The 6,408-nt window shown below is 69.9% G+C and carries 2 protein-coding genes and 2 pseudogenes; all 4 read left to right on the top strand.

All coding sequences use genetic code 11. The annotated features are described in order from the left end of the window. Nucleotides 1-280 precede the first annotated feature (280 nt). Nucleotides 281-1,225, top strand: a pseudogene (locus tag JS521_RS09800) (hypothetical protein); the annotation flags it as partial. A gap of 142 nt (nt 1,226-1,367) precedes the next feature. Next, a complete protein-coding gene (locus JS521_RS09795) occupies nt 1,368-2,897 on the top strand; it encodes an ATP-binding protein (protein WP_205082325.1) in 1,530 nt (509 codons plus the stop codon). Nucleotides 2,898-2,946: 49 nt separating this feature from the next. Then, entirely contained in the window at nt 2,947-5,901 is a 2,955-nt protein-coding gene (locus JS521_RS09790) for a Z1 domain-containing protein (protein ID WP_205082324.1), read from the top strand. A 13-nt stretch (nt 5,902-5,914) separates the two neighbouring features. Beyond that, nucleotides 5,915-6,283, top strand: a pseudogene (locus tag JS521_RS09785) (very short patch repair endonuclease); the annotation flags it as partial. Between the last annotated feature and the right edge of the window lie 125 nt (nt 6,284-6,408).

Raw genomic sequence — 6,408 nt, 5'->3', positions numbered from 1 at the left:
CTCCCCGAGCGCCCCGTCTCCGCATCGACGTCACCCTCCCGAACGGTAAGAACACGGAACGCAGGTTCGCGCACCGTAAGGCTCGACGCGCACGGTCGCGCACCGTAAGGCTCGGAACGCACGACCGCACACCGCTGAAGACTCGGGCCGCACGACCGCACACCGTTGAAGACTCGGGCCGCACGGTAGGGGCAAACCTCACAACTCTCCAGACTTCTCCCGCTTCTCCTCCCCCGCCCTCTTCTCCCCGCCGTCACCGTCCGGCAGTACCGTGTGGTCCATGCGCCCCGACACGCCTGCCGACCACACCACCGAAGCCGAGCGTCTGCTCCGCACCGCGGCGCAGTACCCCGAGGACCACGAACCGCTGATCCTCCAGGCCGCGGCCCACCTGGAACTCGCGGGCGACCGCGCCCGCGCGAGCACCCTCTACGACGACCTGCTCGGGGCCCCCGAGTCCACCGTCGACAACCCGCACCTGATCAAGGCCCTGAAAGCGGCCAACCTCTGGGAGTACGATCACGAGGCCGAGGCCCGGGCGATCATCGACGGCATCCGCACGGCGGGCCCGCTGAACGCCGCGCCGTGGCAGGTGGCCGCGGAGACCCTGGAGGCGCACGACGAGCTGGAGAAGGCGCACGACTTCCTCTCCACCGCGCTGACCCTGCTGCTGGCCCCCGGCGAGGAGGTCCCGTACGCCACGCAGTCCCTGCTGACCGGCCGGCACCGGGTGCGCCGGCTGATGGGCCTGGAGCACGACGCCTGGGACGAGCTGGCGGGCGAGCTGAACACGGCTCCGGTCCCCCTGGACGAACTGCACGACCCGAAGCGCCTGTGGTCGCTGGGCTCGTCGGACCCGGTCGAGCTGAAGGCCGAGATCACCCGCCTCCGCGCGGAGCTGGGCACGTACCGCACGGCGCTCTCCCGCCCGTTCCCGGTCGCGGTCCTGCACTGGCCGGCGACCGAGCTGCGCGAACTGCTCACCGCGTACCCGGCGTTGACCGAGGAGTACGTGGACCACGCCACGCACCTGTCCCGCCTGGAGGCGTCCCTGCGCGACCTCCACGCCACGGGCACCCCGAACCTGGGCATCGTGACGGGCACGGTCCCCTCGTACGAGGCGTTCGCCGCCTCGGAGGCCGCGTCCCCGTCCGACCCGGGCCTGCTCCCCCAGTACGCCACCACCCTCGCCGCCCGAGGCCGCGCCATCCCGTGGCCGCCGTCGTACGCGAACCCGGGGCCGACCGCCGGGCAGTTCACACAACGTTTCCCGGATGTCAGACCTTTCCCATACGATCACATTTCAACAATCGTCTCAGGGCCGACGTCCCCACACGGGCCCCGTTCCAGTGTGCGAGGAAGTCGTCATGTCGCCCTATCAGCCTTCTGCGGACTGGCAGTACGAGGTCCCGACATCGGGGAGCAAGCGCCTGCCGCCCGCGGCCCGTTACGTCGAGTCGCTGACGCACCAGGGATACGGCTTCGAGGCGGCCGTCGCCGACCTCGTCGACAACTCCATCGACGCGGGCGCCCGTAACGTCGTGGTCAGTTTCCTCCGGGACGACCAGCGGCTCGTGGGTCTGCTGGTGGTGGACGACGGATCCGGCATGAACGACGAGGCCCTCGACACCGCCATGACGGTCGGCGGACGCCAGGAGTACGGGGACAGCGCACTCGGTCACTTCGGCGCCGGGCTCAAGGCGGCCTCGCTCTCGCACGCCGACTCGCTCACCGTGATCAGCCGCACCAAGCGCAGCCCGTCGACCGGCCGCCGCTGGCTGACCGCCAGCGCCCGGGCCGACTTCACCTGCGACATCGTGGATCCGCGCTACTGCCAGGCGCTCGTCGACCGCTACGACGGCCTGATCGAGTGGCACGGCACGATCGTCCGCTGGGACCGGGTCCGGGCCTTCGAGACGATCACCACCGGCCAGGCCGACCGTTTCCTGAACGACGCCATCGAGAAGCTGGAGACCCACCTCGGTCTCCACCTCCACCGCTTTCTGGCCCGCGACGACTTCAACGTCGACATCGTCGTCGAGGACGTGACGACCCGGGAGGAGCTCGATCACCGCGGCGTCGAGCCGATCGACCCGTTCGGCTACCGGATCTCCGGCCGGCCCGGCTACCCGCGCACCTACACCGCCCCGGTGGAGGGTGTCGGCGAGGTCGCGCTGAACGCCCACATCTGGCAGCCGAAGTCGCCGCTCGTGAGTTTCCGGGGCATCGGCCCGCTCGCCGAGCGCCAGGGGTTCTACATCTACCGCAACGACCGGCTCGTCCAGGCGGGCGGCTGGAACAACACCCGCAGCCCCGAGGGCCACCTCGCCCTCGCCCGTATCGCCGTGGACCTGCCCGCCGAGAAGAACGACGTCTTCAGCCTCACGGTCAAGAAGGACGGCGTGAGCGTCACCCCGGCCTTCGCCCGCGGCCTGGAACAGGCGACGGACGGCGCCGGGAACGAATTCGCGGCCTACGTCCAGGAGGCGGTGGCGACGTACCGGGAAGCGGCCCGGCGCGCCACCGAGCCCCAGCGCAAGGCGGTCCTGCCCGCCGGCAAAGGCCTGGACCCCCGCCTGAAGCGCACGCTGCGCGACGAACTGCCCGAGCTGGAGGGCGAGGACCCGATCACGTTCCGCTGGGACAGCCTGCCCTCCGACGTGTTCTTCGACCTCGACCGCGAAGAGCGGGTGGTGAAGCTCAACAAGGAGTACCGCCAGGTCTTCAACGGCGGGCGCCGGGGCGGTCTGAACGACGCCCCGGTGGTGAAGAGCATGCTCTACCTCATGGTCAACGAGATCTTCCAGAAGGAGCGGGTCCGGGCCACCCACCTCGACAACATCGCCCTGTGGAACAGCGTCCTGGTGACGGCCGCGCGCTGCGAACTGGCGCGCTGACCACTCCAGTCCGAGCCGCCCCTCTACACGACCGGGAAGAGATCCGCCCGTGACCGACCACCTGCTCCACCTCCACGGAGACGTCCTCGCCGCGATGCGCCGCGGGCCCAGGAACTTCGCCAAGCTCGCCTTCGCCCTCGCCGAGGACGAGGAGCCGGCCGACACGGACCAGGGCGACTTCCGGGACCGCATCACAGCCGCGGGCTCCGGCGACGAGCTGACCGCGCTGTGGCACCGTACGCTCACCGGCTGGGACCTGGCGGTGCAGGCGGACTGGTCGACAGCTCCGCCCCGTACGGACGAGCGGCGCGCGGACGCGTACGACCGCCTGGGCTTCGACACCGCACTGCGCAAGGTCCTCGACCACGCCGTCCCGGTCTTCAAGGAGCCCGGCCCCACGATCATCAGCACCACACCGACCTGGTGGTACTCCCGCGACACAGCAGCGGTCCGGTCCTTCTACTGGACCGCGTACGAACAACTCCTGCGCCGCAAGGGCTGGTCGGACGCCGCCGTGGCGGGCCTCGACGAGGCGAGCCACGCCGTGGTCGAACGGCTGGCGGACCCGACGCGCCCCGATGCCTACGGAGCCCGGGGCCTGGTCGTGGGCTACGTCCAGTCCGGCAAGACCGCCAACTTCACGGGCGTCACGGCCAAGGCCATCGACGCGGGCTACCGCCTCGTCATCGTCCTAGGCGGCACCCTGAACCTGCTGCGCGGACAGACCCAGCGCCGCCTGGACATGGAACTGATCGGCCAGGAGAACATCCTGCGCGGCGCGGACCCCGACGACCCGGAAGCCCTGATCGGCGTCGACTACCAGGACGACGAGGACTGGCCGGAGAAGTTCGTGAGCCACCACGGCCGCCCGTCCACGCTCGGCGCCTTCGACATCGAGCGCCTCACCACCCGGGACGACGACTACAAGAGCCTCGCCACCGGAATCCGCGCCCTCGAATTCGACAAGCAGATCCGCACACAGCCGCTGTACGCGCCGGACAACCTCCACCGGGCCGCGACCCGCGTGATGGTGGTGAAGAAGAACAAGTCCGTCCTGAGCAAGCTCATCAAGGACCTCAAGAAGATCGGCGGTCCGCTGCTCTCCGAGATCCCGACGCTGATCATCGACGACGAGTCGGACCAGGCGTCCGTCAACACGACGGACCCGAAGAAGTGGGATGAGGGCAAGGTCACCCGTACAGCGATCAACGGCCAGATCTCCCAGTTGCTCGGGCTCCTCCCCCGCGCCCAGTACGTCGGGTACACCGCGACGCCCTTCGCCAACGTCTTCGTCGACCCGGGCGACGGCGACGACATCTTCCCGCGCGACTTCCTGATCTCGCTGCCGCGCCCGACCGGATACATGGGCGTCCAGGACTTCCACGACCTGGACCGCACGGATGAGTCGGCCGTCGGGAGCGCCGAGCGAGCGCACGTCCGCGGCATCTACGACGACGCCCACGACGACCGGCTCGCCGAGGCCCTCGACGCCTTCATCCTCACAGGCGCCCTGAAGCTGTACCGCGCCGCCCACGACCCGTCCCTGGAAAGCCACTTCCGACACCACACGATGCTCGTCCACGAGTCCGTACGGATGGCCGAGCACGCGGACCTCGCCCTGCGGATCAGTTCGATGTGGCACCAGGCCGGCTACACGAGCCAGGAGGGCCACTCCCGTCTGGAGGCCCTCTTCACCTCGGATTTCCAGCCCTTCGCCGACTCCGGCCTCCCCACGCCCGCGTCGTACGAGGAACTGCGACCGCACGTCTCCCGCGCCCGCCAGCTGATCAACTCGGGCGGAACACCGGTGCTCGTCGTCAACGGCGACACAGAACGCGACTACGACCAGCCGGATCTGGACTTCGACCGCACCCCGAACGTCTGGAAGATCCTCGTCGGCGGTACGAAGCTGTCGCGCGGCTTCACCGTCGAGGGCCTGACGGTGACGTACTACCGCCGCAGGACCCAACAGGCCGACACCTTGATGCAGATGGGCCGCTGGTTCGGCTTCCGCCCCGGCTACCGCGACCTGGTACGCCTCTACATCGGCCGCGCGGAACCGGCGGGCAAGACGAGAACGGTCGACCTGTACGAGGCGTTCGAGGCGATCTGCCGCGACGAGGAGACGTTCCGCGCCCAGCTCACCCGCTACGCCACCCTGGTCGACGGCAAGCCCCAGGTGACCCCGGCCCAGATACCGCCCCTGGTCTCCCAGCACCTCTCCTGGCTGAAGCCGTCCGCCCGCAACAAGATGTTCAACGCGGAGCTGGTCGAGATCCGCTCCCCCGGCGAATGGGTCGAACCGACGGCCTACCCGACGGCTCCGGCGGACCTGCGCCACAACGCGGAGGTGTGGCGGCCGGTGCTGGACCTGCTCGGCGGCGACCCCATCACGCTACGGCGCGACGCATCCGCCGGGGGCGACAGCTTCGAAGCGCAGGTCAGCACGCTCGATCACGAGGAGTTGCTCAAGGTCCTCTGTGACCTGCGGTGGTCGATCCCCTCCGAATTCTCGCCCCACCTGGAGTCCCTTCTCTCCGCCGGCGAGCAAGGCGAGGGCATCGACGACTGGCTGGTGATCCTCCCGCGGCAGACATCGTCCCGTCGTGTCGAGGCGAGCGTCCTGGGGTCCACCCCCCTCTCCCTGGCCCACCGCTCCCGGCGGCGTGGCGATGTCTTCGGCGCCATCGGTGAGCCGAAGCATCGCGAAGCCGCACGCCGGATCGCCCGCGCGAACGACGAGGCAAGCCGGTCCGGTGACGAGACCCTGGAATTGTTGGCACGTGATCGACGCGGCGTGGTCGTGCTCTATCCCGTGGTGGAGGAAAAGCCCCCGGCCCTGTCCCCGACCGGAGCGATAGCCCCGGAGGACCTTGTCATGGCCTTCGGTCTGGTCGCGCCCGGTTCGTCGAGCGCCCCGAAGAGAAATCTGGTGCGTTTCCGGACCATCGATTCGACCAGAGGAGACTTCGCGATCATCGAACGCGGGGCGGACGGTTCGTAGGAGACTGGTGGTGATGAGCACGGTCGAACCCTCGTCCCCCGGCGTCTCCGCCCGGATGAGCCGCCAGGTGAGCCGCGACACCAAGCCCGAGGTCGCGGTGCGGAAGTTGTTGCACGCGGCGGGCTATCGCTTCCGGGTGAACACCCGGGTGCCGGACATGCCCCGGCGCACGATCGACATCGCCTTCACCCGGGCCAAGGTCGCCGTGATGATCGACGGCTGCTTCTGGCACGGCTGCCCCGTGCACGCCACGCAACCGAAGGCGAACGCCCAGTGGTGGCGGGAGAAGCTGGACCGGAACATGGCCAGGGACCGGGAGACGACCGAGCATCTGGCTGCGGCGGGATGGACCGTGCTGCGATTCTGGGAACACGAGGCGCCGGCCGGGGGCCCCCCCCCGGGGGGGGGGGCGGGGGGGGGGCGGGGGGCCGGGGGGAAAAACGGGGGGCGGGGGCGAACCGGCGGGGGGTGGTTGTGGGGGGGGGGGGGGGGGGGCGCGCGGGGGGG

The organism is Streptomyces durocortorensis, assembly GCF_016901035.1.
In the GTDB taxonomy this organism is placed as follows: domain Bacteria; phylum Actinomycetota; class Actinomycetes; order Streptomycetales; family Streptomycetaceae; genus Streptomyces; species Streptomyces durocortorensis.
The sequence above is the reverse complement of the archived record's forward strand: the minus strand, read 5'-3'. Positions and strand labels throughout refer to the sequence as shown.